This window comes from Streptomyces sp. NPDC033221, assembly GCF_055577005.1.
Genome location: NZ_JBVIQN010000056.1, coordinates 1 through 25,606 on the forward strand (window position 1 = coordinate 1; position 25,606 = coordinate 25,606).

Below are 25,606 nucleotides of genomic sequence, written 5' to 3' on the forward strand. Positions count from 1 at the left end.
CCGCCCCCCGGCGGATCGGCCGCGATGCGGCCGTGCTCTGGGTCGGTCGCGCTTCCGCGCGCCCAGCTCCCCACCCGCGTGATCATTTACCTGCATCCTTATCGCTGCTGGCCAGGCCGTGCAGAAATGCACATATGAGCGTCTGCATGTTTGCGTGCTTGCGCACGGTGGCTATCCGTTGTCGAATTCGGCGATGATCTTGAGGCTATGCGCAAATGCGCGTTTGCCTATGCCCGGGCTCTGGGCGATCTTGGTGTTACACGCAAAAGGACCCGCGTCCTGTGGGTCGCGGGTCCTTTGGGGGTGGCGGGGTGACGGTAAGTCAGGGGAGTTCTTCGGCCTCGATGGTGGGGTTGACCTTGTGGAGCTCTCCGGGGCGTGCGGTGAGCACGGGAAGGCCGGGGCGCCGCAGCGCGAGGTGTGCGACGTGTGCCGTGGCGATGTCGACCTGCGCCATGGTTGCGATCTCTGCGACAGCGAGAGCCGCGGACCGATCAAGATCGTGGATGTGGAACGCTGGCGCGTCCAGGGCCTGTTCGACTTGTTCGCGGCGGGCTGCGTTGAGATCGAAGCCAATCAGGCCGGCCGCGAGGGCGGTCGTGGGCACGTAGAGAACCTGGACGACTTCCACGGCGTAGAAGACGCGCGCCACCATGTACGGTCCGCCTTGGGCGAGCTGGCGTACGGCGGTTGAGTCGAGGATGTATCCCCCGATCATGCGGCGCCCTTCGCTGCTTCGTCCTTGTGCGCGGTGCTGCGTGCCCACTCCAGGGCCCTGGCCCATTCGTCCGGGTCGCGCTGCTCGGCTTCGGTAGCCCAGCGGCCGATGACGCGGGCAGCGCGTTCTTGGCGGGCGAGGCGGTCTTCGACTGCGTCGGCGACGTAGGCGGAGACGGACTCGATCTGGCCTGCGTCTGCCAGTTTGCGGAGCGCCGCAGCGCTCTCTTCGGACAGCGTGATGGTGACGCGCTCCTTCGGCATACGACCAGCTTACGACCGTATGCGCGGGGTGGGGAGAGTCGTGCAGAGGGCCCGCGTCACTCCTGGTGATCCCACTTCAAGGGATGTTTTCTATCTATAGGGGCCTTGCCACAGAACCGGTCCAACCGGTCCCAGCGGTCCCCGCCGCAGGTCAGAGGCAGTTTTCTTCGGGACCGGTAGATACTCCGGGACCGGTAGATACCGGTCCCGGACCGGTCCCATGTCCGGTCGAAACGGCATCGGTAGCTCTTGTTTCACCAGGTCAGAGGCTATTTCCGAGGGCTGCGAAAGCAATCTGTTTCGTTAGGGGCACGAAACAGATTGTGTTATACGGAGAGTGAAGGGAATCTGTCTCGCCTGACGAGTCGTCGCAGGTCAGAGCGTTGCCCCAGTTTCTGAGCAACCGTCAGGCAGGTGAGTCGGCGGAGTTACGGGCGATGTGCCGAAACGGCCTCGGCTACCGGTCCACACTTGACAGGCCCGGTAGGATCGCCCTAAGGCCGCGACGCGGACTCACAAGCGATTATCTTCGATGGACCGGTAGACGACAGGTCCCGCACCGTTTTCGGCGGTGCGGGACCTGTCTGTTGGCAGATGTCATGCCAGCCGGTCGGCGATCCATCCGGGTAGTGGCGCCACGGGTACGTCACGTCCGATGACGTACGGGATACCGCCGACGACGGAGCCGGGACCGATGAGGTAGCCGCCGCTGTGGCGACCGGGGCCGCGGACGTCGATACCCGGTCCGAGGCTGGTCCGCCCGCCGGAGACGCTGGTGAGGGTGCATCCGTCCGGTACACGGAAGTAGAGGTGCTGCCCGCCGCGTGGGGTGGTGACGGTCAGCGTGTTGGGCCAGCCTTCGCCTACTGCGTCACAGAACGCGGTGAACGAGGCGATTCCGCCCTCGGCCAGGTCGAGATCGAGGCCCACGAGGTTGCTGGCCCTGCACCCCACGCCGACGTTGTCGCCGGGCGTCCACAGCCGCCGTACGAGGACGGGGTCGGTCAGGCACTGGCCTGCCCAGCCTCGCTGGGCAGGCTGCCGGCCGCCGGGCGGCAGAGGGAACACCGCCAGGCCGCGGCCGACCAGGTCGGCGACCGCGGCTGGTGTGGGGGCGTGGTCAGCACACACAGTTGTAGTCGTGGGCCGGGTCGCCGTAGCGGCTTCCGCAGTCCTCGCATTCCGGCTGGTCGTCTTCGTACTCTTCATATTCGTCGTGGCATGCGGAACAGAGGCACGAGCCGCCCTCGGGGGCGTCCTGGTCGGAGTCGGGGAAGTTCGGGTGGCGAACGCCGCTGTAGATGACGGTGGGGCCGTCGGGGTGGCTCTCGCCCCAGGGGATGTCCGGGAGCTGCGCATCGACGCCGTAGCCTTCGACGCAGGTGTCGCACTCGTAGGTGTCCCACCAGGTGGTGACACTCCAGAGGGCTCCGGGGTGACGGTCGGTGTGGATGAGGCGTCCGGGGCAGTCGCAGTCGTCGCCCGCGTCTTGTGCGCAGTGTCGGCCGTGACGGCAGTCGGTGCCCGAGCACCGGCAGGGCTGGTCAGTGTCGGCCGACCGCCAGACGGCTTCGGCGTGTGCCCGCTGTTCGGGGGTGGCGCTGTGGTGGAGGGCCCGTACGCCGAGTTCCTCGGTGGTGATGCCAGCCGCGGCTTCCTCGGGGGTGGGCTGGAGCACGTACGCGATGGCGGGCGGCTGCTCGGGGGCCGGCGCCTGGTTCTGCTCGCGGATGCGGTTGAGGGCTTCGTGGTAGCCGATGTCTTCGGCTTGCTGGAGCTCCCTGGCCCTCTGCTGGGCGGTGTTGCGCTTGGTCACGATCGTCTCCTGACTGGCCCGGGTTCCCACACCACCCGGCGGTAAGAGCGAACGGTCCAACAGTGCAACGGCCGGATCCCGCAGGACCTTCTCCCGTGAGGCTGTGCGCGGTGTGGGCGCGCATGGCAGCGGGGGATGGGCGTTCGGATCGCCCTGAGAAGACGTTACTGGACGGGGCTGACAGGGGGCAGGCAACGGCGCGCGCCGGTTCCCGGCGGAGGTCCGCCGGGAACCGGCAGTTGCGGTCCGGCTGACTGTGCCGTCAGTTCTCGGGTACAGGCGGGCAGCCGCCGGGTGGGGCGGCTGGTCGGGTGTCCTTGTTCCTGGCAGCGTCGGCAGCAGCGGCGCGGCCTGGGCTGGTGATGCGGAAGAGGTGCGGATGCGGGCGGTGCTGGCCCTGGGGATCGGCGGAGCTGTGGACGTGCCCGCAGTCGTCGATCGAGTCGGCGTAGCCGGGGGCTTCCAGGGCGGTTGCGTCGGCGGCCCGGAGGAACAGCTTCTCTCCCGCGTCGGTTTTGAGCATCGCCGGGATGTTGCCCTTGGGGTGGTCGGCGGCGGCTTGCAGGAATGCGAGCCGTTTGGGTGTCAGACGCGGTGCCATGAGGCGTCCTTCAGTGTCATCCGGTGGACAGCGAGATGTCGGAGCCTGCGATGCGGGCGAGAGCGAGGCCGACCAGGAGAACGGCGCCGCCGGCGACCAGGAGCGCGGAGCGGAGCAGCACGGCAAGGGCGGAGGCGCCGCAGAGCTTGCCGAGTGCCATCGAGGTGCCGGCGAAGGTGAGCGGTCCGAGGGTGGCCGCGTCGCCGCCGTGGCGTAGCGCGGACCAGCTGGCGACGGCTCCGGCGAGCGCGGAGACGACGGCGATCAGAGTGAGGGTGGTGCGGTCGATGCCCATGAGGTGGCCTCCTGTCACCGTCGGATGTGCTTGGCGAGGCGTACGACGTCGCACTGGCAGGCGCCGCCGTGGGCGATGGCGTGCAGTTCCTGGAGTGTCCAGCCGTGGGTCCGCTCGGGGGCACCGGTCGTCGTGTACGGCTGCCGGGTGCCTTTGCTGGGGCCGCTGTAGGGGCCGGGCAGGGTGTCGAAGGCCCATCCGTCCATGCGGATCTCACTGGTGCCGAAGCCGGTCCGGGTGGTGATGGTGCCGACCGTGAGCAGACGCATCTTGCTTGCATGCCGTGCGAGTTCCGCGGCCTGCGTCGCGGCGTGGTCCTTGGCGTACTGCTCGCGGCATTCGCGCTGGTATTTCTGGTCGGCCAGGCGCCGTTCCTCGGCGGTCTTGGCGTCTTGCGGGGCGCGGCAGGTCTCGTAGGTGTGGCCCGTCACCGTGTGGCCGGAGGCCCGCGAGCACCAGGAACAGCTTGCGATCGGCTTGGGCTTGAGCGCGGTGAGAGAGCCGGTCATTCCGTAGGTGCCGGCGACGCTGAGGGCGGCGCCGAGGATCATCCACCAGTACCAGGCCATGTCGTCCTCCTTGGGCGTGCGCCGGTCAGCCGAGCTTGGACAGGAGCAGGGCGGCCGGCAGCAGGCCGAGGACGAGGTGGGCGGTCTGGTCGACGTGGGCGGCGCCCCCGCGGGCGTGGAAGCTTCGCTGACGGGCGTTGTGCATCCACCAGGTGACGGGCCAGCGCCGGTCGATGGTGGTGTGCGAGAGGTGGATCCACGCGAGCGCTGCCAGGGTGCCGGCGCTGGTGAGCGGGAGGCCCAGTACGGCGGCTGCGAGGGCCAGGAGAACGATGGAGGTGAGCGTGTGGGTTGCGGCGTGTGCCTGGTTGGCGATCCAGCCGCGAAGGCTCTTCTCTGCTTTGTGGGTGGCCTGGTGGTCGGTCTGGAACGGGTAGTCGGCCAGGTGGTGCGCGGCGTAGAAGACGGTGAAACCGATGAGGAAGATGAGGGCGTGCACGATCATCGCAGTACTTCTTTCGCTGGTGTGGGTGAGGTTGGTCAGGTGTCCTGCGGTCGGGGTCAGCCGGTCCGCTGGACGGGTTCGGCGGGTCAGCGCCGGTAGATCAGAAGAGGTCAGCTGCCGATGCGTTTGCGGCCGGCCTCGTAGCGGCGGCGGGCGGTGGAGCGCTTGTGCGGGTTGTCGGGGTCGATGACCTCCTGGAGGTCGCTCCAGGACAGGTCGTAGGTGTCGCGTAGGGCGACGGTGAGGACGTCGGCGCGGTCGTTGAGGATGGCGAGCAGCCACAGCACGGCGCGCAGTCGCTGCTTGGCGTCGTCGGTGCCGTCGATGCGGTTGGTGTTGCCGAGCTCCATCGGGTCCGCCAGGGCCTGGAGGGCGTCCGTGAGGGGCGCGTTGCCGGACAGAGCTTGGTGGAGCCAGCCGACGGGGTCGTCGTCTTTCTCCCAGCGCAGATTCGCCGTTTGGTTGCCGACTTCGGTGACACGTACAGCCACGGCATTGCTCCTGTTCATTGCATGGGCAGACGCGCATTCGCGCATTGCTGGCTACGTCCCCCAGTGTGCGCATGTGCACACAGCGCCGCAATGGGTGCGCGGTATCCCGTTCCGTGGCGTGACGGGGTCGTCAGCGCCGCCGCGCGGGGCGACGGCGGGTCTTCTTGCTGAGCAGATGCTGTGCGAGGTACTGGCAGGCGCCGTAGGCGATGGCGGAGCCCGTCAGGAACACGAGAACGGGCACCAACGGCAGGCTGGTCGCCCACAGCAGGAGCAGCCCGATCAGGGTCGCGGCGGTGAGCGAGGCGCGGTCGACGAACTTGCGTACCGAACGGGGGACTCGGGTGGAGACCATTCCTGTTCCCTTTCTCCGCAGTTCAAGCTAGGGGCAGATGCGCATTTGCGCGTCTGCACAACCCCTAGTGTGCGCACATGCGCACAGTGATCGCAAGGGGTGCGCACATATCCGTGTCTGCTTGTTCGGTGGCAGCACAAGGGCGGGGCCCGCCGATCAGTGGGCCCCGCCCGGGATGGCGGACAGGATCCGGGGCCGATGACCGCGGCCCGGATGCCTACTGCCGCACGGTGCTCGACGCGTGGCCGAACCGGGTGTTCGCCATGTCAGTAGCTCTTCGGGTAGCCGTGGTCGGGCGGCGGGTACGGACTGCCGTCCTCGGTGCAGTTGCGGTGCGCGGACATCAGCCCGCTGTAGACGACGTCCTCGAACGAACCGTCCTCGAACTCGACATCCGGCTGCCGGGCGACGATCCCCGCGTCTGCGAAATCGAGCAGGTCACCGGTGAGCGCCTGGTCCTCGCGCTCCTTGCGGCTCTTGCGGCTCATGACCGGCCCCCAGCCCGGGTGCGCCGGCGGATGCGGCGCGGCGGGTGGCAGAACCAGCAGGCCGGACCGTGGGCCTGCGCTGTCTGGTTGTGCACGAGCAGGCCAGCCGTGAACCCCACGCAGGCGAGCACGGTGATCACCAGCACGGTGCCGGTCAGGCAGAGAACGGTCGCCATCAGACGTCCCACCCCTCCGCGCGTAGCCTGTCGTCCGTTCGCTGGTTCAGCTCCTTGACCTTGCTGTCCGCGGCCTCGTCGAACCGCGCCGCCTGGTCGGCCAGCCCCCATCGGGTGGCGCGGTCCTTGCAGCGGAGGTCGTCCACCGCCGAGTCGTGCAGCTTCTGGTCGGTCATTCCGCTGTAGTCGCGCTTACGTGACATGGCTCCTCCTTGTACGGGCCGGGGCTGTCCCGGCTCCCCGCGGCCCCGGCATGGTGTCCGGGACCACAGGCAGCCGGTCAGCGGCGGCGGGTTCGGGAGCTGACGACGCGCGCTCCGGGCTCCTCGGCCAGGGCGGCCTGCTCGGCGCCGCTCAAAAGCTGGTCGCCGGACTCGTCGTCGGGGCCGACGCCGTCGCCGCGGTAGGTGACGCGAGAGCCGTCGGGGTGTTCGAGCTCGACCTCGGACTCGTAGCGGGTTTCTTTCCTGGCCATGGCGTTCTCCTCGGTGTCGTGTGGTTAAGCAGACGGTCAGTTCTTGAAGGGCTTCAGGTCGCCGCGGCGCTCCAGTTCGTCCAGGCCCTGGTTGACCCGCCAGTGGTCCGAGTCGTCGGACAGGCCCGCCTCGCGTGCGCCTGCTGCGTTGTGCGACGAGTTCCAGACGTCGAATTTGATCTCTTCGTTGCTGAAATCGCTGTAGTCCGAGCGGTGGCCCATGCCGTCTCCTTCGATGCAGGGCCGGGGCTGTCCCGGCTCCCCTTGCCGCCCCAGCGCTGGCCGGGGCGACGCGGGCAGCCGTCACCACCAACTGGATTCCTTGGGGACGATCAGGTGGTCGGGGTGACCGTTGACCATGTGGTCTACGCACTGCGGGCAGTCCTCCTTCGACGGCTGGTAGCCGGAGGACCAGAAGTTGTGCAGCACGTGCGCGTGGTGCCAGCACTGGCGGCACTCGCCAGGCGGGGTTTCCCTGTGGCTCACGGGTTCACTCCTCTTCGTCGTCGACGGGCGCGTTCAGGTCCAGCGACTCAGGGGTGGTGCTGTGACGGAACAAGCTCATGTGGGCTCCTTTGGTCTCGCCGCCGGTGCGTGTCCGGCGGATCGGGTGTGGCCGGTCAGCCAGTCGTGTACTGGGGCGCAGTCTGCTGCGGTGTCCAGGGCAGGGGCAGGCCGTCCAGGGCGGTGCGCGGAACGAGGTGCAGGTGCAGGTGGTACACGGTCTGGGTGGCGGCCGGCCCTTTGCTGGTGATGGCGTTCAGGTCCGAGTCGCGCAGGATGTTGTCGAGGCCCTCGTCACGGGCGAGCTGAGCAGCGCGGTACATGGTCTGTGCGGAGACGACGGGGTCGGCGGTGAAGTCGGCCACGTGGGTGCGGGGGATGACGAGGATGTGGTCGGGTGTGACCGGTTCGAGAGGGCGGAAGGCCAGGGCGTCGGGCCAGCTCTTGATCACCTGGGCCGGGGCGGTGCCGTCGGCGATCCGGCAGAACACGCAGGACGCGGGGCGGTCGTGCCGCACCAGGGGCAGGCCGGTGTGGCGGTGTTCGACGTCGACGTGGAGGCCGTGCTCGCGCAGCCAGGAGGCAACGGCGATGGCGACGGCGGGCGCGCGGTGGCGTCCGTACCAGCAGCTCACATCGAGGTGCACCGGGCCGCGGGCCGGTACCTGCAGAGTGAGGACTTGCTGGCCCGCGTCTTCGATGATCTGACGGGCGCCGGGGGAGGCGAGGACGTAGTCGCGCACGGCCGGGTCGGCGCCGGTGAGCTGGGTCAGGTGGTCGCGCACGGCCGGGTCGTCCGGCGGGTTCCACAGCCGGTCGGAGACGTCTAGGACCAGGGACGGGCCGGAGTGGCGCGGCGGGTCGTTCCACCGTGCGCCGTAGGAGGTGATGACGGCCTGTGGGGTGGGGCGGGGTTGCATCGGTGCTCCGCTTCGGTGGGGCCGGCCTCGCGGCTGTGGTGCGAGGCCGACCGGGTGTGTGATGTGCTGGCGCTGTCACCGCTGATCACGTTGGTGGGTGCCGCCATCTCCCGGTGTCCGGGACGAGCAGGGCGGGATGGTCAGCGCTGGACGACGGGGCGGTCGATGTGGTGGTGGGTCACATTGGTGACGACACCCCGGCCCTCCAGGACTGCGGCGATTTCGTCGGCCACGACGACGGAACGGTGCCGGCCGCCCTGGCAGCCGATCAGGACGCTCACGATGTGGTTGTGCGGGTCGGCCCACCCGTACAGCAGGGCCTGGATCTGGCCGACGCTGTGGTCGATGACGGTGGGCGCGCCCTTGGTGGTGAGGACGTGGTGGCGGATCTCGGGGTCGCGCCCGGTCATCTGGCGCTTGGCCGGGTCGGCGTGCGGGTTGCGGAGTCGGTGGCGCAGGTCGATCAGGAGCGTGGCGCCGGAGAGCGGTTCGGGCATGCCGTGCAGCCAGCCGAAGCTCGCGATTTCGACCTTGCGGTTCCACTTCATGGTCTGCGTCATGGAGTCCACCTTCTTGGCCGCTGCGGGGCGGCGGTAGGGGTTTCCTGTTTCACACTTGTGCCGCGTCTGGAGAACTCACTCAGAACAGTGTTGTAGCTGTTCGAGCTATGCGCTGATGCGCATTTGCGCATGCCCTCAGTGTGCGCACGTGCGCACAATGATCGCAAGGGGGCGGCGGCATCAACTTCCCGTAGGAGTACGGGTTCCGGGAATCACCGAGGCCGCAGCCCCGGAGCGGGCTGCGGCCTCGAAGGTGTGCACAGGCCAGGCAGGGTGCGGCTACCCCCAGCGCCTGAGTGCCTGCTTCAGGTCCTCGAACCACATGGCGCGGCGCGCGTCGCGCGGCCCGCCGGGCGGGGTGCCGAGGGCGAGGACGGGGTCGTTGACCTTGTAGGTGGCCCGGTACGCCAGGACGTCCGTCGCGGTGTCCAGCCAGTCGTTGGCACCCCGTGCGGGGGCCATCGGGCCGAACGCGGTGTGGAACCAGACCGGCATCAGGTCGGTGCCGCTGAGCACGTCGGACAGACGGCTGCGCAGCCGCATCCGCAGCTTGGTGTCGGCCCGCTGGCCCGCGTCGATCGTCTTGCGGTGCATGGCGCGCAGCGCGTCGTCGGCCGCCAGCTCGGCCTGCGACTTTTGTACGTCGGCCCGCAGCTTGGCGATCCGGCCGTGCACTTCCCGGGCCTTGGGCGCGGAAGCCTTGAAGTCCCGCACGGCCGCTTTGCGCTTCGGATCCCCGGCCGGCGTAGCGGCCAACACCGCCGCAGCCGCCAGCACCGTGTGGCGGTGCAGGCGCCGTTCCTCCAGGGCGCTGTGGAGCCGTGTGCCCGCCATCTGCAGGCCGGCCCGCTGGTAGTCGGCCAGCAGGCCGGCCTGCGCGGCAATGCCATTTTCCACGATCAGGGCCAAGGCGTGCAGTTCGCCGCCCCGGTCGTCGAGGTCGGCGACGACCGCACCCTTGGCCTGCCGCAGGTGCCGTTCCAGGGCCGCGACCCGCGTCGTGAGGCGGGAGACGCTGCCCTCGGCATCCGAGATCTCTGCCCGCAGGTCGCTGTCGAGGCGTTCGGTCTCCTCTTTCGCCTCCTGGAGGTCGTACTCCAGGGAATCGACCCGGCGGGGGATGCCCTCCAGTTCGTCGACGCTGTTCTCCAGGTCGCGGAGCTTGTCGCTCACGCCCGACAGCTCGGAGGTGACTTCCCGCTTCACACGGTCGATCCGGCGGTCCAGATCGCTGTACGAGCTGTCCATGCTCACGCCGCCTTCACCTCCTGCGTGGAGCCGCCGGCGAGGGCGAAACCAGCCAGCCAGCACAAGACGGCGGCAATCCAGAACCAGCCCGAGATGACGCCGAAGACCAGGAGGGGCACAAGGACGGTGACGATGCCGAGAGCAGCCGCAGCCGGACGCAGCATCCCGTGCTCGCCCGGAACCGGCTCCACCGTGCCGACCAGGACACTGGCTACGGCCTGGGGGATGGCCAGCAGCAGCCACCCCCAGCTGATCCAGCCGGTCAGCGGAGCCAGGGCAAGGAGCACGGCCTGAATGCCGTGCGCCCATGCCGCCCACGTCAAAACGCTTTTGCTGGTCTTACGGTGCGGCGCCTCCAGCTTCGCTGGCACCGCGGCTTCGTACACCAGCAGCGCGGCCCCGGCCGCGACCAGCTGCTCGAACAGCGCCTCGTACCGCGGATCGTCCTGCGGCATGTCTTCCAGTTCCTGGAGCACCGAGGTGATGCCGGCCTGGAGCCTGCTGGTCTCCTCGGCCACCTCATGCCGTATCTCGCCCACTCAAACCCCCACCTGTGATGTGCCGCGTCCCGCCGAAAACACTGCCCCGCCGCGGCTGCCGTCAGCCCTGAAAAGGCCGGACGACACTACCGCCGCCCACTGACACCGCGCCCGCCCGCGAGGCCCGCCCGCGCCGTGCTGCCGTCGGCTCAAGTGGCAGCAGCTGGCCCCGCGTTACGAAACCTCCAACCATGTGCGAGCGTCTGCCCACGTCAGCGACCTTGGGCGAAGTGTGTTCTCACCACCGGCTGTACCTGGTGGCATACTGCGAGGCGCAGCGGCCACATCTGTGCCCGCGTTTTGCTCCTGCACCCGGACCCGGGCGGCGGGAGCTTTTTCGTTTCCACGCCCGGGTCCGCCCTACCGTCCCATTCCCGCCCCGGTCTGCCGACCGGGGCTTTTCGTGTTTCTGGAGGCATACGTGCACGCGCTGTCCGTCGGCTCACAGGCCGGTCCTGTTCCCTATGTGCTGGGTGTTGTCGCGCTCGTCCTGGTGCTGGCGCTGCTGGTGGCGTGGACGATCAGGGCGGTGCTCAAGAAGGCCCGCGCTCAGGATGTTCCTGCGGTGCTGTGCGGCCTGAGCCAGATCATCGGCGCTCTGTCGTGCCTGCTGCCCTGGGGAAAGTGGCGCAACGTCCCCGGGGAAGCGTCAGTGCTCAATCCTTCCGCCCTGCCCGGGCAGAACCCCGCGCCGGGGACAGCCGTCTCCCCGACAATCAGCATCAGCACCAACCAGCTGGCCGTTGTCCGGCCGGCCATTCCGGAGCAGCGCGACGGGACAGCGGGTCTGCCGGTGGCACGGGAGGGCAGGGGGCAGTGAAGCGACGCTACGACTACCGGGATCCGACGGCCAACCGGGCGGACACCAGCTCCATCAACCATGTCCTGACAACCCTCAACGACCTGGAGGTCACCGTCTTCACGCTGGCGATCGTTCTGGAGCAACCGCTGGCGACGATAGCCCGGCTGCTGCGCCGTTCTGATGGAGAAGTGGCGGGAATCCTGCGCGTGGCCACCTCCCGGCTGCGTCATCCCAGCCGTTCCACCGCCATGAGCGACGAGTTCGGCCAGGACGGCAAGATTGCCGTGTCGGCCGGACTGCGCAGCTGGGCGCGGGAGCTCTCCGAAGAGCTCGTGCGACGGTGCCCGCGGTGCGGCGAGCCGTTCTTACCGCACGACCTGGTCACCGCCCGCGGCGGCCGGCCCCGCCGCTTCTGCTCGAACGCCTGCAGGCAGGCGGCCTACCGGATGCGCCGCAAAGCCCCGGGCGATGGCCAAAAGCCGCAGCCCACAACGGCAACGCCTGGCGTCCGTCTTCCTTCGCGGGTGTTGGCCGGAGTGCCGACGTGCGATGTGTACAGCCCATGGGGTGAGAGCGGCCTTGCCGGGATGCCGGTGTGGTGTTTGCTGTTCGTAGCGCATGACGGCCCTCACCTCGCCTTGCGTGCACCAGTGCACGGCAGATCGCGATGGTTCTGCTGGACCGACGACCCGGACAAGCCCGCCCGGTTCCTTCCGATCTGCGGCCTCCACGACGCCGCTTGGTACCCGTCACAGCCGTGGACCGAGCCGGTCCGCTGCTGCGTCCTGCCTCTGAAACATTCGGGTGCGCACCTGCGGGCCCCAGTCCGGGCCCCGGGCAGTGAATCACCGGCGCAGGCCACGGACCGCAGCCTTTTCGTCGCACTGCGCCGCCGCCTCGGGACACACGCAACGGCGGCGCCCGCCACCGCTGTGACAATCCAGTCGGGACAGATGGTGCCCGCCAGTCCGGGTGCTGACGGGCACCGTCGGCCGCCGTCCTCGCCCTGGCCCGCCGCCGCGTCAACGTTCTCTGGGCCCTCCTCCGCGACGGACGCTGCTACGAACTCACCCCGCCCAATGCCTACGCGGCTTGACAGACGGCATTAGGAATCGGTGGCACAGGACACGGGCCGAAGCCCTTGCGAAGGTCATCGCGTGCGACATAAGCGCGACAACCCGGTGATGAACTGGACAGGTCACCGACTCCCAAGGAGGGGACCATGAAGCAGGAAGAGATCGAGCGGATCCAGGCCGCCTACACCTCGCTGAAGGCACTGGATGCGCAGGGACGTCACCAGGCACTGTGCTGGCTGAAGGCCGCCCTCGGCTTGGAGGTGACCTCCATCGGCGCCGACGTGGTGCTCAATGATGCCGCGGCCGACGGGCTCACCGTCCCTGCGGACTAGCTGTGGGAGATTCCGGCGTCCACGCGCTCGCATAGTCGGCGACGCCCTTCCGGCGTCCGCCCTTCCCGTCGCCGCCCCGTGGGGCCAGACTGAGGGCATGGCCAGGAGACCGACGCGGCGCTGCGAGCTGTGCCGGAAGCCGCTGCCTCGGGACGCGGGGCCGAACAGGCGGTTCTGCGACACCGTGTGCCGGTCGAAGCACTGGCGGCGGGTGCACCGGCAGGCCACGGTCTTCGCCCTGGCGGTGTACCGCAGCCTGGAGGCCCTGGGCATGGCCGCGACCGATTCGTACGTCAACGGCCGCTGTCCGATGTGCGGGTGGCTCGTGCCGGTGAGGAAGCGCAGCGACTCGGTGTACTGCTCGAAGCGGTGCCGTACGCGGGCCTGGAGGGCGCGGAAGCGGCTCGCGATGGCGGGGCGTGACGCTTCCGAACGGCCGTGACGGCAGGCGTCACCGCGAGGCGCCTATGCGTCACGATGGATCACATGGGGCGGTATCCGCCGGCAGGCCACGCGAGGATGCGGGTACGTGATCCGTTCGAACTACTGACAGGGTGGGGTTGTGGCAGAGACGGAGCGGCCGGGTGCGTGGGAGACCCTGCACGAGCAGGCATACGCAGAGGGCTCCTGGGTCCGAGTGCAGCGGCTGGCGTGGGAGCTGACGAAGCGGGTCATCGGCTACGACCCTGGAGACATCGAGCGCATCGAGGAGGAGGGTGGGATCGTCGGCGCCGACCCGACGGCCCGCCAGGAACGCCTGACCCGGTGGATGCCCGCCTCACGCCTCCTGGCACTCGCCTTGTGGCGGGCAGCGCGAGAGGCCGATGTGCTGGTCGACGAGGTGCCGCTGAACCGCGCGCTGTGGTGGCTGGGTGGAGCCCGCCACCATGACTTCTACACCGACCCGCTCCCCGAATGGTCCCGGTCCCTGCCCGGGAGCTGGGACCGGGTGCAGCGGCGCGAGGAGCCGCTGCTGGAGTCGGCGCGGTCGATCGTGACCTGGCATGTGATGCAGGATCTCAAGGAGAACGAATCCGTCCGTGACACCGCCGACGGCACACCCGACCCGCCGCTGCTGCTCGGTGACCGGTGCCGGGCCCTGGCATCGGGCCCCTACCGAGATGGCCACCGGCCTCGGTGGGCCGGCACGGTCGAGTACGCCGTCCGCGGCCTCACCCGGGCCTCGGACGAGCTGAGGGCCGGCCGGTGGGCGCCGGGCCCGGCTGCCCGCCACGCCGCCGCGGCCCTGCACCCGAGCCTGGTCGCCGCTCCGGACGCCCCCGAGATACCGGACGAGGTCACCGGGCCCGCTTGGATCCAGCGGGCTGTCCGCCTGGTCCACCTGCACGCCACGATCGGTGCCGTCCAGGGCCACCACGGCCATGGCGGCGACCTCGACTCGCATCCCCGCCAGCCCTTCGGGTCCGCGCTGGCCAGCACCGCCGTGGCCCTGGACGAGATCGGTGCCACCGTCCACGGGCTGGAAGCGGCGTGGGCCCGTCGGGACGACGCCAGCGTCGCGCTGTGGGAGCGGGTTCACCTGCCGGTCGCCGTACGCGAGCACATCACCGCCTTGGAGGACATGCTCACAGTCTTGTCCGGGCTGTGCTTCTACATGAACAACACCGACGAGGCGCACTGAAGTATGACTCGGGGACAGCCGGAATGGCACCTTTCGGCTCACGCATCACAAGCCTGCTCTGAGCTGGGCTTTTCGGGCTTCCAAACAGGCACTTACTCAGGCCGGCATCCCGGACCGCCGCCTGCCGCTCCCAGAGCTGGCACGCGCCCGTCACGAACGTGGCGACGACGTGAGGGTTCGCGCCCGTCCAGCTCGGGAAGCGGGCGGCCCCTGCCAGAGCTTCGTCCGCCGGGCGTCGGGCTCTGGGGTGGTGCCCTGTGGGCCAGGCACGCCCAACTATTCGCACAAGGGCGGCCCTACACCGCGCTGGTGACGCCACATAAGCAAATGAGCGGTTGCGCAGGCAATGACCTGCACAACCGCTCATCTTGCGTCATGCCGGGGCGGGGGTGCTCAGCGCCAGTGCTGGGCCATCTTGTCGACACGCTTGCGGAGCCGTTCGTCCTCCTCATACAGCGCGATCATCGCGCGGATACGCGCGGTGGTATCGATCCCGTCCTCCACACCCGCGAGCTTGAGCATCTTCTTCTGCGCCGGGGTGGTGGTCAGGTTGATGCGGGCACTGTAGAAAACCGTCTTCTCCTGCTCGGCTGGTGGCGCTTGTTTCGTGGTCGCGAGCTTGTCCGTAGTCGGTGGTGCCGACGCGGTGGTCTTCTTGGCTGTCGTCCTTCGTGCTGTTGTCTTCTTCGCCGTCGTGCTCTTCTTCGCCGGTGACGTCTTCTTCGCGGCTGCGGTCTTCTGTCCGGGGTTCAGAAAGCGCTTCGCGCCTTCCTGGGCTTTTTTGCGGCGCCGTTCCGCAGCCGTCTCGGGGGGCGAGTCCGCGTTGGTGTCGTCTTCCATTGAGGTCACCCAATCTTCGTGCTGATCTCGTAGAACAGGTCCAGGCCGAACTTGCGGAGCATTCCGCGCGACCGGTGGCCGTAGTTGTCGGCCACCTGGTCGCTGAGCTTCAGCTCGGTCTCCAGCAGGGGTACGCCCATCTCGGTCAGGGCGATCCGTCCGGCATCGGTCATGATCGTGTTGCGGGCCATGGTGAGGACACCGTTGAACGGCTTGCCGGCCTTTTGGATGACGGCGAGCGTGGCCGGGACGCTGTCCTGGTCGGCCGGGCGTGCGGGGCACGCCATCAGCACGTAGTCGGCGGCTTCGATGGCGGCTTTGGCGATGGCCAGAGCGCCGGGGGGCGGCCCGTCGATGGTGACCAGGTCGCGATGCTGGGTGGCGATGGAGATCCGGTGCGGAAGTTCCTTGGGGGAGGGCATACCGGTGACGGTCATGCGCAGCGGCCGGCCTTCGTCTTCTGCCCTCATGGCCCAGCGCATCATGCCGCCCATCGGGTCGGTGTCGATGCTCTCGACATCGAGGCCAGCTTCCACGGCGGCCTCGCTGAGGGCGACGGTGGTCGTCGTTTTCTGTGCGCCGCCCTTGAACTGGCACACCGCAATCTTCGTTGCCATACGGCCAGGCTAGAGCATGTGCACATGCGCAGACGCCCACGGACACATGATCCGTGGGCGTCTGCGCGGGCCCGCGCCGCTGGCAGTCATGACTTCGCGGAAGTCACGATGATGCGGTGCCTTCTTGTTAATGATGAGCAAGGCGAGACGCCGATGAGCTGGAGGGACACTGTGGCGAACGTGTGGATCTATACGGCACCTGACCGTTACCGGGAACTGGAACTGGTCCGTGCCGACGCGGTGGTCCGGATCCGTCAGGTGCAGGACGGCCGGGGGGGTTGTTGTCGATCTGTTGGCGCCCGACAGGACAATCGCCGTTGCCGCTCCCGCCGGAACTGAGCGTGAGCCGGTGCTGCCCGCGCGCTTCGCCGTGGGGCTGCTCCAGGCGGTCGGGCGGGCCCGCGTCCAGGCCGAGGAGGACGACCGGGAGCGGGTGGTCACCGCCCAGCTCACGTCCAGCAGATCCTGGAAGTGGGAGGTGTCCCTCCTAGATGACGCTCCCCACAGCTGGCGGACGGAGAGCCCGCAGTAGGACGTGTAGCCATGCACGAATGCGCAGATGCCCACGGCGCAACGGGCCGTGGGCATCTGCGCATTCGCGGCTATGAGCGAAGGCGCAGATGAGCGTTGGCTTCGCGGGCGCCGCTGGCGTACAGAGGGATCTCCACAACGGTCAGTCCCGCAGCCGAGAGCATCTCGAAGCCCTGGCAGTCGTCGACGAACAGACTCGGCTCACGCCAGGCGATGACCACGCGGGTGAGGCCCGATTCGAGGATGCGCTGTGTGCACGTGGCCACGGGGTGGCGGCGCTGGCTGCACGGTTCCAACGAGCTGTAGATCGTGCCTCCGCGCAGCCTCTCAGGACTGCTCACCTTGGCCAGGGCCGAAGCCTCCGCGTGGACGTGAGGGTCGCCGGCCTCGCGGGAGTAGCCGCGGGCGACCTCGTCTCCATTGGAGTCGACGATGACCGCGCCGACACTGAAGGCGCCTTCGGCCGGCGGGCAGTGATGCGCTAGCTCAACGGCCATGCGCATCCACATCTCGTCAGCGTCCGTCCAAGGGTGCTTGGTCACTGGCCGCTCTCCTGCTTAGGCAGGTAGCGCAGCAGCACTACGTCGCCGACTGTCTTGGCCTCCGCCAGCGTCATCCGCCGAGTGGAGCCGCCGGGGTAGGCGGCCGGGTTGAGGAACCGCGGAGCCTCGGAGTCGCCGACCACGAGCGGCGCGATGACGAGGTGGATTTCGTCGGCCAGGCCCTGGGAGAGGAACGCAGTATGGATGGTGCCACCGCCTTCGACCATGAGCCGTTCGACGCCGCGTTCACCCAGGTCGTCCAGCAGCTTGCCGAAGTCGACGGTTTCCCCGAGCGGGACGACGTCGGCCAGGCCGGTGAGGCGGTCGCGCAGCTTCTCCGCTCCCGCGTCGGTGGTGTAGGCGACCTTCTGATCGCCGTGGTGCCAAAACTTCAGGTCCGGGTCGATGTCACCGGAGGCGCTGACGGTGACCTTCAGCGGGTAGGCCGGCTTGCCGGCGGCGACGCGGGCGGCACGCCGATCTTCGCTGTTGACCAGGAGGCGGGGGTTGTCGGCGCGCATGGTGCCGGCACCGATGAGGATGGCGTCACAGTCGGCACGGACCTGGTCGACGCGGTCGAAGTCGTCGGCGTTGGACAGCAGTAGACGGTCGGGGCTGGTGTCGTCGATGTGGCCGTCGATGGAGGTGGCGACGCTCAGCAGGACGTATGGACGAGGCATAACAGGCATCTCCTGGGTCAGCAGGGTCGGCGGGCGGATCTATTTCTGGTGGGGAATGGTGCTCCTGAGCGCGTCGTGGAAGTCGCCCACGGACGGGACCGTACGCCACGGGGCCAGGGCGGTGTCGAGTGAGGCCAGCTCGGTGAGGATGCGGGCGGACCCGGTGCTGGCGCCCACAGCCAGGGCGTCGGCACCGGTGCGGGCGGCCTGCTCCGGTTCGCGCGCACCAGCGTGGGCCATGGCCTCGCGGGCGAGGTAGACGCCGCGGTCGCGGTGGTAGCCGGACGGCAGGCTGCGGATCGCGTGCCGGAACCCTGTGGCGGCCTTCTGGTGCTGACCGAGAACGGCGAGGCTGCGTGCGCGGTGCACCTCGATGTAGGCAGGGTCCATCCACACGCCCCACGGGGAGGACGGATCCAGATCCCGCGCCCCGAGCAGGTGCAGCGCCTGGTCGTAGGAGCGCTGCGCACTGGGTGCGTCGCCTTGGAGGGCGAAGCCGTGCGCGGCGTACACCGCGGCGACCGCCGGCAGCTTGGTGTCGGGCCGGGCCATGTTCTGCGCGGCTTCCCCGTTGTCGATCGCCAGGAACGGGTCGTTCATGTCGCCGGCGAGCTGCGCCTTGCGGGCCAGCACGTACACGGTCAGGTCGGGGTCGCCGCTGGAGTAGGACCACTCCAGGGCCCGGTCGGTCCAGTACTGGGCGGCACGGAAGTCGCCCGCGTCCTGGTGGAGCCAGCCGCAGAACTCGGCGAACTGCGTCTGCATCTGCATCAGCTCGCGCCGGTCGGCGCCGGTCCGGGTCTTCCGCAGCTCCTGGATGATGGCGATCTGGTCCGTCACGGTGGGAATCACCGAGCGGGGGCCGAACAGGTTGTCCTTGTCGATCAGGACCCGCCGCATGTCCTGCAGGTGCTGGATCGGGTTGATGTCGGGGGCCAGCAGTGGGGAACCGCCGGAGGCGGCGAAGGCGGGTGGGCTCGCGGCAGCAGTCAGGGCTGCCGCTGCGCCCATACCGAGGAAGGCGCGGCGGGGTACGGACACGAAGATGACCTTTCCGTCGTGGAAGGCGGGGAGAGAAATCTCCTCACCGTCCTCCCACGGTGTCCGTTCTGCCGGATCATCCTCCAGAGCGCCCGGTGCTTTGGCTTCATGGGGCACGGTTTTGGCTTCATCCGGGAGCGGCTGGCACCGGATGTCGACGCCCTGGTCGATCATCGTGCGGAGCCGCACCAGCTCTCCGCCCGCGCCCACCGCCCGGTCGTAGGCGCGCACCACGTCCAGGGTCGGCAGCTGCTTTCCCCGCTCGGAACGCCCGAGATAGGTGGAATGAAACGTGATTTTCTTGCTCAATTTCCCCAGCGACAGGCCGGGCTGCTTGCCGCGCCAGGTGCGCATCCGCCAGCCGAGGAACGCTTCCACGCTCTCGTACGGATTCAGGTCGATCGGCTTCTGTCCCAAGGGTTCCCGCCCTCCCCGATGAAGCTTTCAAGCGGCTCCATGTGGCTGCATGCCATATCTGGAATCCAGCTCACCCACGGGCAAGCCTAGTTGTGCATCCGGTCACAGCGCCGGTCCCGCACAACCGGAAGGGAGAGCTGAAGCATGCCGACGCCGCTACGCATCGAACTCGTAGTCCAAGACGTAGACCGAGGCGTCCAGCACCATCTCGTTGACCTCGATGACCCGGCGCTCAGCGGTCCATGCGGTACGCACCAACTGGATGACCGGGTTGGTGGCAGTCAGCTCCAAGCGCTCGGCTTCCTTGGCCGAGGGTGCGCGCACACGAAATTCTTCACGGAAACGAACAGGGGTCTGGCCGAGCTCGGCGAGTCGGGCGTACGTGCCACCGGGGCCCGTGTCGGGCTGGGTGATCGCCGACCCGGTGACTACGGCCTGCGGCAGGAAGGAACGCGAGAGCAGCACCGGTCGGTCGGCGACGACGAAACGTCGGGAGCGAAGACAGGCAGTCTCTCCTTCCTGCAGATGGAGAGCGGTCGCGATGTGCGCGGGAGCAGTGACCTCGTCCACGTACAGCTGGTCGACAACGAGTTCGCGACTCTCATCTGTCGACCAGACCGATGCGCCGGAGCCCCAGCGTTCCTTGGCAAGGCGCTGGATGCCATGGCGACGGATCGGAGCGAAGCAGCGTACGTAGTTGCCGGATCCTCCACGTGCCTCGATGAGCCCTTCGGCCTTGAGCACGTTGATCGCCTGCCGCACGGTCATGTCAGCCACACCGTGCTGGGCTGCCAGCTCCCGAAAGCCGGGAAGTCGATCGCCGTCGCCGAACTCGCCGGCCTGCACAGAGGCCCGGAGGGCGTTGGCGATCTGCTGGTACTTGGGGGGCTTCTTGCCCGACATTGTCACCTCTTCGATCCGACTTCTACCAACCCTAAGACCCCGCTAGGTAAGTGGCCAACAGCGCTAGCGCGGTCCGCTGGCTTTGCCACTCTCGCCACCCACACCTCATCCGTACCTGAATCTAGCGCAGAAGTTGACCGCGCTAGCGCGGTCGTGGTTCGCTGTGAGTGGTCGGAAGGCCAGGCCACGACTCCTGTGGGGTCGGTGTGGGCTGCCTGTGGGCTGCTTTTGTGGGCCATGGGCAACCGCGCACTTGCGTCGATGGGCACTTGCGCATGTGCGCGTCCTCTGACGCGGGATGATGGGGCTATGACGGAGCAGGATCTGAAGGGACTGAACCGGATGGGCAAGGGCAGCAACGCCGGGGGCGAAGGCGGCGCGGCGGTAGCCGGCGTTTCGCGGTGGCGGGGAAGTACGTCCCGGTGGAGGGGCGGCACGAACGGGCACATCCCGGTGGCCCGCGTCGCTGAAGAGGGGCCCGGTGGGGAGCCTGTGGGGGCCGGTGGGGAGCCGTCGGCCGAGGAGCAGGAGACCCGCGGGGCACTGGCCGCGCAGGAGAAGCGCGTCACGATCATCGGCTACGTCGGTATGACCGTCGTGGTGCTGATCACGGCAGCCATGTCGTGGCGGGGCCTGGTCGGCTTCGGCCGGGACACGCTGGGGATGACGGGCGAGCTGCCGTTCGGTGTGCCGGTGGCTTTCGGTGTGCCGGTGTCGCTGGACATCGCGGCGATGGTGTGTGCCGCGCTGGCGCTGCGGTCGGTGGTCAGCCGTGACTCGTCGGCCGGCCCGCGGCTCCTGACGCTCCTTCTGGTGGGCGGCTCGATGGTGGCGAACTACTACCACGCACAGACGGAGCCGGGCGGGTCGGCGGCCGCCGCCCTGTACTACGGCGCGATGTCGTTCGTGACGTGGGCGCTGTGGGACGTGGTGCTGCGCCAGATCCGCCGGTCGGTGCTGCGGGCGTCGGGCGCGCTGGAAAACCCGCTGCCGAAGTTCCGGCTGGTGCGCTGGCTGCGCTACCCGCGTGAGACGTTCGGCGCCTGGTCGGTGGCGGTCCGCTACGGGCTGGAGCGGCCGGAGGACGCACTGGACCGGGTGTGGGAGACCTACCGGGTCAAGGAGGAAGAGGAGCAGCTGGAGGAGCTGGAGCGGCTGGAGCGGCTGCCGGAGGACATGAGTAAGCGGCAGGCGCTGGAGATGGCCTTCAAGGCCCTGGGACGGATCGACGCTCCGGGCGCGGTGGAGTGGTGTGCCGAGCGCGGCAAGGACGTGGACCGCTCCTACGCCTACGAGGTCGCCCGGAAGATCGGGCCCCGCGAGCTGGCGCCGGTCGGCTAGGCGCCCCACGTGCCCACGGCGGTCTGACCACCGCCCGACGGCAAAAAGATCACTCACCCACAACGCAGTACGGGACCGGCGGGTCTGACCGCCCGCCGCCCCGCTCCCCCTGGTTGCACACATGCGCACTTGCGCTACCCGCAGCCAGCACAAATGGAGATGGGCGGGCTCATGGCCCGCCCACCTGGAACCGGCGGGTCTGACCACCCTCCGGCCCGGGACGCACTCTCACCCACAACAGCGAGGTTCGTCATGCCCAGTCTCGCACTGTCCGAGACCGATGCCCACATCCCCCCGGCCTTCACCCACACCGACCCCACGGCCGTCCTGGCGGCGGCCGACACCACCGGCAGCCCCGTCCCCGGCATCCTGCAGTGGGCGTTCACCACCCCCTTCGGCTTCGGCTGCACCTGCGCGCTGGCCCTCGGCATCGCGTGCCTGTTCAACGAGAAGCTGCGCAAGGGCCTGTCGCCGCTGTGGCGGCTGGTCACCGGCGGCCTGGTCTTCGCCGAGCCGGGCCCGTGGGGCAGCTCCTGGTCGCGGCCGGCGCCGGAGCGGCCGCAGAACCAGCCGATGTTCCGCGGCGAGCGCATCCCGAAGACCCGCTGGGCCAAGGCGCCCGGCTACGTGCGGATGGCGATCCGCTGGGCAGCCGCGGCGTACAGCTACTTCCTGTCGGTGCTGCCGTTGCTGACGCTGACGGTCTCCGTACTGATGGTCATTGCCGTGGTCGTCCACCGCGGCCTGCGGCTGGTCCAGGACCGCGTGTTCAAGCGCACCATGGCCGTCTTCGCGCAGGGCGCCTCGGTACTGCTGGGAGACGCCGGCGACCCGCGCCGCTGGATCGCCGTCCCGAAGGCACGCCTGACCTGGTACCCGATCGCCCTGGACCCGCGTGTCACCCGGCTCGCACGCCGCATCTCCGAGGGCCTGGAGCAGCGGCTGGGGCGCCTTGCCGTGCCCATGCTGCGGATCCCGCTGGAGGAAGACAACGCCCGTGTCCTGGTCCAGCTCGACGCCGGCCTCATCAACAAGCCGTCGCTGGCGGAGCTGAAGCGCCTGGGTGAGGCCCGGCTGCCGGAGGGCCCCTGGAAGGGCACCCACCACGAAGCCGAGCTGACGATGGAGTTCAAGCACCCCAAGCGGCCACCGGCGAGCGTCGTCTATGACGACGAGGCGTTCCACCAGTTCCCGGTGACCGAGGTGCCGATCGGCAAGTCGGCAGAGGGCTGGGAGATGCTGCCGCTGGCCGAGCTCACGCCGCACACCGTGGTGTCGGCGACGACCGGCTGGTGCAAGACGACGCTGGCCAACGTCTACCTCGCCCACGTCCTGGGTCATGGCGCAAGGGCGTTCATCAACGACCCCAAGCGCATCGGATACATCTCCGCCTTCGGGGATCTCCCGAACGTCACCATCCGCACCACGGCGGAGGGCTGGCAGGAAACCAATTACACCTTCCTGGCGGAGATGGAAGAGCGTTACAGGCTCATCGAGAAATACCCGGAAATCAAGGAAAACCCGCTCGCCTATTTCCAGCCGTGGTTCCTGGTCAACGATGAACGGGGCTCCTACGTCGCGGACCTGCGTGACCTGGCCAAGGCACAGGGCGAAAAGGGGGTACCGCTCACCCTGCGGCAGGAGAAGAAGATCCTGTGGCAGTCCCGCGCCGCAGGAATGTACATGCTCGACCTGGCGCAGCAGGCGAACCTGCCGGTCTTCATCGACTCGGACGGCCGTGACCAGCGCATGGCACGTATCGCATCGGGCCCGCAGACCCGGTCCGCGTGGGTCATGCTTTTCCCCGGGATCGCCAAGAGGTCCATTCCGATGAAAAAGGGACGCGCAGTTCTCGGTATCGGCGTGGACCACATCAAGGAAATCCAGCTCGCCCGCACTACCGACGACCTGGCGCGGGCCCGCGCGGAATCCGGAATCGAGGTTGCGGAGCGCGAGAACGCGGAGCGCGCCAAGCGGCTGAGGGAACTGATGGGCGGACAGTCGGCCACTGTCCGCCCGGGGGACGTACCCACTTCACCCGGCAAGATCGTCCCGAGTGTCCCCGGACAGTCCGGCCCCGGCCGGAGCGCGAGCGCAGAGTGGCCCGGCCTGCCCGCCGTGTCCTTCATCAAATTCGATAACGCCGCTGGTGAAAGCCAGGAAAAGAAGTTTCCTGCGCTCGGAAAGGCCGCCGGGGACGCCTCGGACTCCTGCCAGGAAAACGATCAGGAGACCGGCCCGTCTGTCCCCCCGGGGGACAGCAGCACCGAGGAAATGATCATCGGCATCGCGGAGGGCGCGGCCTTCCTGAAAATCACCAAAGACAATTTTGAGCGGAGTCGCAGGCGGCGGCCAATTTCCGGCGAAACGCGGGTTGGTACTCAGCCCGCATGGCGTCCGGTAGATCTCCGGGAATGGCGCGCTCAGGCACCGCGTGCCGGAACCAACTAGCCGCTGGAAAACCGACTCGCGTTCAGAAAGAGGACGTCATGCTGAACATTCCTGTCTGGGTGATCCTCGCCCTCGTCGTCGGCCTCTGCCTGGCCTTCCGGGCCGCCAAAGCCTGGATCATCATCATCGCCATCGGCCTCGGACTCTACGTGGCACAGACCGACTTCGGCCAGCAGGTGAAAAAGGGCTCGGATTCCGTCATCACCGGAGTCAACGAGCAGCAGAAGAAATAGGCGGACTGTCCGCCGGATGCCTGATCGGGCATCCGGCCGGACGCCCCCACCGGCACCCGGCCCGGGTGCCGCTGAGGGCGCCCGGCCAGCCGAGGCCGGCCCCCGGAACCGAGGGAGAACGTCATGGCGAACGACGAACCCGACTACACCGCCGGCGACATCGCCAAACTCACCGGAGCCGTCCTGTACGGGGCGGTCCGCCGGGGCCGCGGCAAGTCGCTCCAGCACACCGGCCGCATCATCGACCGGGTCCAGCAGAACGCCCGGGAGCGCGAGGCCATCCGGGCCCGGGAGGCGGCGGAGACCCGCAAGGCCCAGCTGCAGGTCAAGCACGGCAGCAAGAAGGACGGCTGAGGCGCCGTGCTCTTCTTCCAGCTCCCGCAGCGGGCCCGCACCGCCGTCCTGGTGCTCATCGCGGCCCCCGTCCTGGTCCTCACGCTCACGACGGACCCGCACACCGGGCAGAGCACCGGCCCGCAGCCCGCCCGCACGATTCCCGGCCCGGCCCACACCGCAGCGACAGGGGACTGAGCCATGGACGACACCATCACCACGCTCGCCACCCGGTCCTTCGACACGCTCCTGCCCCAGGACGGCGCCAGCCCCCTGGCCCACCTGCGCGAGCAGGCCACCGTCCACCAGGCCCACCGCACGGTGATCGCCTACTACCAGGCGCAGGAGGAACGCCAGCAGGCCGCCTACGCCGCCGCCGACCACGTCACCCACGAATACCCCGCCACGCTCGGCGCGGTGCTCTTCGGCCACCACTGGACCGGCTACCCGGCCGTGCCCGGGGGGACGGGCCCGTGCGCCGTGGCCCACCTCGGCGACGGCATCTGGCTGTGCCACGAACAGCACACCACCTACGAAGTGCTGCTGCTCATCGGCCCGTGCTCCTGCGGCCGCGGCTACCGCCAGGCCCCGGTCACTACGGAAGAGCAGCTCCTGGAAGCGGTCCACGACCTGACACGCGAACCGCCGTCCCCGGGCGCGACCAGCTGCGCACACCACTGCGGCCCCGTCAGCACAGCCGTACCGCCGTTCTGACGGCCTCCGCCTCCACCTTCCGCTTTCCCACCACACGCATCAGGGAGAAACCCGATGACCGAGACTGCCGAGACCATCCGCTACACCGCCGACGTCGTCTGCCTGCGCGGTGACGACGTCCTCCTGATCGAACGCCTCTACCCGCCGTACCAGAACCGGCTCGCCTTCCCGGGCGGACACGTCGACGCGGGGGAAACCTCCCGGGCCGCCGCCGTGCGGGAGCTGGCCGAGGAGACCGGCGTCAAGGTCTCGCCGGACGGCCTGGTCCCGATCGGCACCTACGACCGCCCCGACCGCGACCCGCGCGGCCGGTACGTCAGCGTGGCTTACGCGGTCACCGTGCCCGACGACACCACGGCCAGGGCCGGGGACGACGCCGCCACCGTGCGATGGGTGCCGCTCACCGAACTCGGCAACGGCGACCTCGCGTTCGACCACGGCGAAATCCTCCGCGATGCCCGCCGCCGGCACGCCGATCAGGCCGCCGACATCGCTGCCATCGGCGTTCAGAACCTCATCGAAACCGTCAACGAGCACGGCCACGAGAGCTCCGAAGCCGACCACGCGGCCTACGCCGCCGACATGCTGCGCCGCTACGCCCACGCCGCCGGAGCCACCGACGACGACATCAAGAACGCCCGCCGCTGA

38 protein-coding genes are annotated in these 25,606 nt (G+C 68.8%); 12 read left to right on the forward strand and 26 right to left on the reverse strand.

What is annotated here, in order from left to right:
• Positions 1-322: 322 nt before the first annotated feature.
• The 20 genes from ACZ53K_RS39815 to ACZ53K_RS39910 all read right to left on the reverse strand — a co-directional run bounded on the left by ACZ53K_RS39815 (position 323) and on the right by ACZ53K_RS39910 (position 10,463).
• Positions 323-718, reverse strand: a complete 396-nt coding sequence (locus ACZ53K_RS39815) for a hypothetical protein (protein ID WP_468847165.1) — start codon at positions 716-718, stop codon at positions 323-325.
• Positions 715-981, reverse strand: a complete 267-nt coding sequence (locus ACZ53K_RS39820) for a ribbon-helix-helix protein, CopG family (RefSeq protein WP_468847167.1) — start codon at positions 979-981, stop codon at positions 715-717. The genes ACZ53K_RS39815 and ACZ53K_RS39820 overlap by 4 nt, the downstream gene beginning before the upstream one ends.
• Positions 982-1,578: 597 nt before the next feature.
• On the reverse strand, positions 1,579-2,112 hold the full coding sequence (locus ACZ53K_RS39825; protein ID WP_468847170.1) for a bifunctional DNA primase/polymerase: 534 nt from the start codon (positions 2,110-2,112) through the stop codon (positions 1,579-1,581).
• Positions 2,102-2,797 carry a hypothetical protein gene (locus tag ACZ53K_RS39830; protein WP_468847173.1) on the reverse strand — a complete coding sequence of 232 codons (696 nt, stop codon included), beginning with the start codon at positions 2,795-2,797 and terminating at the stop codon, positions 2,102-2,104. Before ACZ53K_RS39830 ends, ACZ53K_RS39825 begins: the two co-directional genes overlap by 11 nt.
• A 262-nt stretch (positions 2,798-3,059) precedes the next feature.
• Complete coding sequence (locus ACZ53K_RS39835) at positions 3,060-3,398, reverse strand: hypothetical protein (RefSeq protein WP_468847176.1); 339 nt, start codon at positions 3,396-3,398, stop codon at positions 3,060-3,062.
• Positions 3,399-3,414: 16 nt separating this feature from the next.
• Entirely contained in the window at positions 3,415-3,693 is a 279-nt protein-coding gene (locus ACZ53K_RS39840) for a hypothetical protein (protein WP_468847178.1), read from the reverse strand.
• A 14-nt stretch (positions 3,694-3,707) separates the two neighbouring features.
• Complete coding sequence (locus tag ACZ53K_RS39845) at positions 3,708-4,262, reverse strand: hypothetical protein (protein ID WP_468847181.1); 555 nt, start codon at positions 4,260-4,262, stop codon at positions 3,708-3,710.
• A gap of 25 nt (positions 4,263-4,287) precedes the next feature.
• On the reverse strand, positions 4,288-4,707 hold the full coding sequence (locus ACZ53K_RS39850; RefSeq protein WP_468847184.1) for a DUF3307 domain-containing protein: 420 nt from the start codon (positions 4,705-4,707) through the stop codon (positions 4,288-4,290).
• Positions 4,708-4,817: 110 nt separating this feature from the next.
• Positions 4,818-5,198: a hypothetical protein gene (locus ACZ53K_RS39855; protein ID WP_468847187.1), complete on the reverse strand. Its 381-nt coding sequence runs from the start codon at positions 5,196-5,198 to the stop codon at positions 4,818-4,820.
• Positions 5,199-5,328: 130 nt separating this feature from the next.
• Positions 5,329-5,553 (reverse strand): hypothetical protein, encoded by a 225-nt coding sequence (locus tag ACZ53K_RS39860; RefSeq protein WP_468847190.1) that lies wholly within the window; start codon positions 5,551-5,553, stop codon positions 5,329-5,331.
• A gap of 266 nt (positions 5,554-5,819) precedes the next feature.
• The gene (locus ACZ53K_RS39865) at positions 5,820-6,041 is read right to left on the reverse strand and encodes a hypothetical protein (protein ID WP_468847192.1); all 222 of its coding nucleotides are present in this window, start codon (positions 6,039-6,041) and stop codon (positions 5,820-5,822) included.
• Positions 6,038-6,217 carry a hypothetical protein gene (locus ACZ53K_RS39870; RefSeq protein ID WP_468847194.1) on the reverse strand — a complete coding sequence of 60 codons (180 nt, stop codon included), beginning with the start codon at positions 6,215-6,217 and terminating at the stop codon, positions 6,038-6,040. The genes ACZ53K_RS39865 and ACZ53K_RS39870 overlap by 4 nt, the downstream gene beginning before the upstream one ends.
• Complete coding sequence (locus ACZ53K_RS39875; RefSeq protein WP_468847197.1) at positions 6,217-6,420, reverse strand: hypothetical protein; 204 nt, start codon at positions 6,418-6,420, stop codon at positions 6,217-6,219. The genes ACZ53K_RS39870 and ACZ53K_RS39875 overlap by 1 nt, the downstream gene beginning before the upstream one ends.
• Positions 6,421-6,497: 77 nt before the next feature.
• Positions 6,498-6,692: a hypothetical protein gene (locus tag ACZ53K_RS39880; RefSeq protein ID WP_468847200.1), complete on the reverse strand. Its 195-nt coding sequence runs from the start codon at positions 6,690-6,692 to the stop codon at positions 6,498-6,500.
• 36 nt (positions 6,693-6,728) lie between these two features.
• The gene (locus ACZ53K_RS39885; protein WP_468847202.1) at positions 6,729-6,914 is read right to left on the reverse strand and encodes a hypothetical protein; all 186 of its coding nucleotides are present in this window, start codon (positions 6,912-6,914) and stop codon (positions 6,729-6,731) included.
• An 81-nt stretch (positions 6,915-6,995) separates the two neighbouring features.
• A complete protein-coding gene (locus ACZ53K_RS39890; protein ID WP_468847205.1) occupies positions 6,996-7,178 on the reverse strand; it encodes a pRL2-8 in 183 nt (60 codons plus the stop codon).
• Between the two features lie 134 nt (positions 7,179-7,312).
• The gene (locus ACZ53K_RS39895) at positions 7,313-8,116 is read right to left on the reverse strand and encodes an HIT family protein (RefSeq protein WP_468847208.1); all 804 of its coding nucleotides are present in this window, start codon (positions 8,114-8,116) and stop codon (positions 7,313-7,315) included.
• Positions 8,117-8,256: 140 nt separating this feature from the next.
• On the reverse strand, positions 8,257-8,676 hold the full coding sequence (locus ACZ53K_RS39900; RefSeq protein WP_468847211.1) for a RapZ C-terminal domain-containing protein: 420 nt from the start codon (positions 8,674-8,676) through the stop codon (positions 8,257-8,259).
• A gap of 279 nt (positions 8,677-8,955) precedes the next feature.
• On the reverse strand, positions 8,956-9,924 hold the full coding sequence (locus ACZ53K_RS39905; protein WP_468847312.1) for a CopG family transcriptional regulator: 969 nt from the start codon (positions 9,922-9,924) through the stop codon (positions 8,956-8,958).
• 2 nt (positions 9,925-9,926) lie between these two features.
• Complete coding sequence (locus ACZ53K_RS39910) at positions 9,927-10,463, reverse strand: hypothetical protein (RefSeq protein ID WP_468847214.1); 537 nt, start codon at positions 10,461-10,463, stop codon at positions 9,927-9,929.
• Between the two features lie 421 nt (positions 10,464-10,884).
• On the opposite strand from ACZ53K_RS39910, the gene ACZ53K_RS39915 reads away from it, so the two are divergent.
• The 4 genes from ACZ53K_RS39915 to ACZ53K_RS39930 all read left to right on the forward strand — a co-directional run bounded on the left by ACZ53K_RS39915 (position 10,885) and on the right by ACZ53K_RS39930 (position 14,315).
• Positions 10,885-11,283 (forward strand): hypothetical protein, encoded by a 399-nt coding sequence (locus tag ACZ53K_RS39915; RefSeq protein WP_468847217.1) that lies wholly within the window; start codon positions 10,885-10,887, stop codon positions 11,281-11,283.
• 1,204 nt (positions 11,284-12,487) lie between these two features.
• Positions 12,488-12,673 carry a hypothetical protein gene (locus tag ACZ53K_RS39920; RefSeq protein ID WP_468847220.1) on the forward strand — a complete coding sequence of 62 codons (186 nt, stop codon included), beginning with the start codon at positions 12,488-12,490 and terminating at the stop codon, positions 12,671-12,673.
• A gap of 97 nt (positions 12,674-12,770) precedes the next feature.
• Positions 12,771-13,115, forward strand: coding sequence for a hypothetical protein (locus ACZ53K_RS39925; protein ID WP_468847223.1), 345 nt, complete (start codon positions 12,771-12,773; stop codon positions 13,113-13,115).
• Between the two features lie 120 nt (positions 13,116-13,235).
• On the forward strand, positions 13,236-14,315 hold the full coding sequence (locus ACZ53K_RS39930) for a hypothetical protein (RefSeq protein ID WP_468847225.1): 1,080 nt from the start codon (positions 13,236-13,238) through the stop codon (positions 14,313-14,315).
• A 393-nt stretch (positions 14,316-14,708) separates the two neighbouring features.
• Here ACZ53K_RS39930 and ACZ53K_RS39935 read toward each other — a convergent pair whose 3' ends face one another.
• Positions 14,709-15,155 carry a hypothetical protein gene (locus ACZ53K_RS39935; RefSeq protein ID WP_468847228.1) on the reverse strand — a complete coding sequence of 149 codons (447 nt, stop codon included), beginning with the start codon at positions 15,153-15,155 and terminating at the stop codon, positions 14,709-14,711.
• 5 nt (positions 15,156-15,160) lie between these two features.
• Entirely contained in the window at positions 15,161-15,772 is a 612-nt protein-coding gene (locus tag ACZ53K_RS39940; protein WP_468847230.1) for a nucleotide-binding protein, read from the reverse strand.
• Between the two features lie 349 nt (positions 15,773-16,121).
• On the opposite strand from ACZ53K_RS39940, the gene ACZ53K_RS39945 reads away from it, so the two are divergent.
• Entirely contained in the window at positions 16,122-16,304 is a 183-nt protein-coding gene (locus tag ACZ53K_RS39945; RefSeq protein ID WP_468847232.1) for a hypothetical protein, read from the forward strand.
• A gap of 70 nt (positions 16,305-16,374) precedes the next feature.
• Here ACZ53K_RS39945 and ACZ53K_RS39950 read toward each other — a convergent pair whose 3' ends face one another.
• The 4 genes from ACZ53K_RS39950 to ACZ53K_RS39965 form a co-directional block, all read right to left on the reverse strand.
• Positions 16,375-16,845, reverse strand: coding sequence for a cytidine/deoxycytidylate deaminase family protein (locus ACZ53K_RS39950; RefSeq protein WP_468847234.1), 471 nt, complete (start codon positions 16,843-16,845; stop codon positions 16,375-16,377).
• Positions 16,842-17,525: a RibD family protein gene (locus tag ACZ53K_RS39955; protein ID WP_468847237.1), complete on the reverse strand. Its 684-nt coding sequence runs from the start codon at positions 17,523-17,525 to the stop codon at positions 16,842-16,844. The genes ACZ53K_RS39950 and ACZ53K_RS39955 overlap by 4 nt, the downstream gene beginning before the upstream one ends.
• 39 nt (positions 17,526-17,564) lie before the next feature.
• Positions 17,565-18,983, reverse strand: coding sequence for a helix-turn-helix domain-containing protein (locus tag ACZ53K_RS39960; protein WP_468847240.1), 1,419 nt, complete (start codon positions 18,981-18,983; stop codon positions 17,565-17,567).
• 156 nt (positions 18,984-19,139) lie between these two features.
• Positions 19,140-19,886 (reverse strand): GntR family transcriptional regulator, encoded by a 747-nt coding sequence (locus ACZ53K_RS39965; RefSeq protein WP_468847242.1) that lies wholly within the window; start codon positions 19,884-19,886, stop codon positions 19,140-19,142.
• A 309-nt stretch (positions 19,887-20,195) separates the two neighbouring features.
• On the opposite strand from ACZ53K_RS39965, the gene ACZ53K_RS39970 reads away from it, so the two are divergent.
• From ACZ53K_RS39970 to ACZ53K_RS40000, 7 genes are all read left to right on the forward strand, one after another.
• The gene (locus ACZ53K_RS39970) at positions 20,196-21,227 is read left to right on the forward strand and encodes a DUF2637 domain-containing protein (RefSeq protein ID WP_468847245.1); all 1,032 of its coding nucleotides are present in this window, start codon (positions 20,196-20,198) and stop codon (positions 21,225-21,227) included.
• A 252-nt stretch (positions 21,228-21,479) separates the two neighbouring features.
• Positions 21,480-23,678 (forward strand): hypothetical protein, encoded by a 2,199-nt coding sequence (locus tag ACZ53K_RS39975; protein WP_468847248.1) that lies wholly within the window; start codon positions 21,480-21,482, stop codon positions 23,676-23,678.
• Between the two features lie 38 nt (positions 23,679-23,716).
• Positions 23,717-23,911: a hypothetical protein gene (locus ACZ53K_RS39980; RefSeq protein WP_468847251.1), complete on the forward strand. Its 195-nt coding sequence runs from the start codon at positions 23,717-23,719 to the stop codon at positions 23,909-23,911.
• A gap of 123 nt (positions 23,912-24,034) precedes the next feature.
• Positions 24,035-24,265: a hypothetical protein gene (locus ACZ53K_RS39985; RefSeq protein ID WP_468847253.1), complete on the forward strand. Its 231-nt coding sequence runs from the start codon at positions 24,035-24,037 to the stop codon at positions 24,263-24,265.
• 6 nt (positions 24,266-24,271) lie between these two features.
• Positions 24,272-24,442: a hypothetical protein gene (locus ACZ53K_RS39990; RefSeq protein ID WP_468847256.1), complete on the forward strand. Its 171-nt coding sequence runs from the start codon at positions 24,272-24,274 to the stop codon at positions 24,440-24,442.
• 3 nt (positions 24,443-24,445) lie between these two features.
• Entirely contained in the window at positions 24,446-24,958 is a 513-nt protein-coding gene (locus ACZ53K_RS39995) for a hypothetical protein (RefSeq protein ID WP_468847259.1), read from the forward strand.
• A gap of 54 nt (positions 24,959-25,012) precedes the next feature.
• A complete protein-coding gene (locus ACZ53K_RS40000; protein WP_468847262.1) occupies positions 25,013-25,606 on the forward strand; it encodes an NUDIX domain-containing protein in 594 nt (197 codons plus the stop codon).